Raw genomic sequence first — 278 nt, 5'->3', positions numbered from 1 at the left:
CTATGAGTAGGGTTATGTTAAAGAGGGAATATGCTTGAATTTACTTGTTTCCGGACAACCTCTAAAGCGCTATAAAAATTTCCCTGATAATCTCTCACATGTAACTCAAAGCTGGGACACTGCAGTTTCAACAAACGATTCCAGCGACTTTAGCGTCTGCACCACCTGGGCAAAAATAGATAATAAATTCTATTTACTTGATGTATATCGAGCAAAGCTTGAGTACCCAAAGCTTAAAGAGCAAGTTCTGTCACTAGCTGCAAGATGGACACCACACG

Annotated in this window: 1 pseudogene; it reads left to right on the top strand. The window is 40.3% G+C overall.

The features are described from left to right. Positions 1 to 58: 58 nt before the first annotated feature. Positions 59 to 278, top strand: a pseudogene (locus BA053_RS06470) (phage terminase large subunit); the annotation flags it as partial.

Origin of the sequence: Wolbachia endosymbiont of Nomada ferruginata (genome assembly GCF_001675785.1) — a bacterium.
Classification (GTDB): Bacteria; Pseudomonadota; Alphaproteobacteria; order Rickettsiales; family Anaplasmataceae; genus Wolbachia; species Wolbachia pipientis.
Note: the sequence above shows the minus strand (reverse complement) of the source record. Positions and strands in the feature narration are given on the sequence as shown.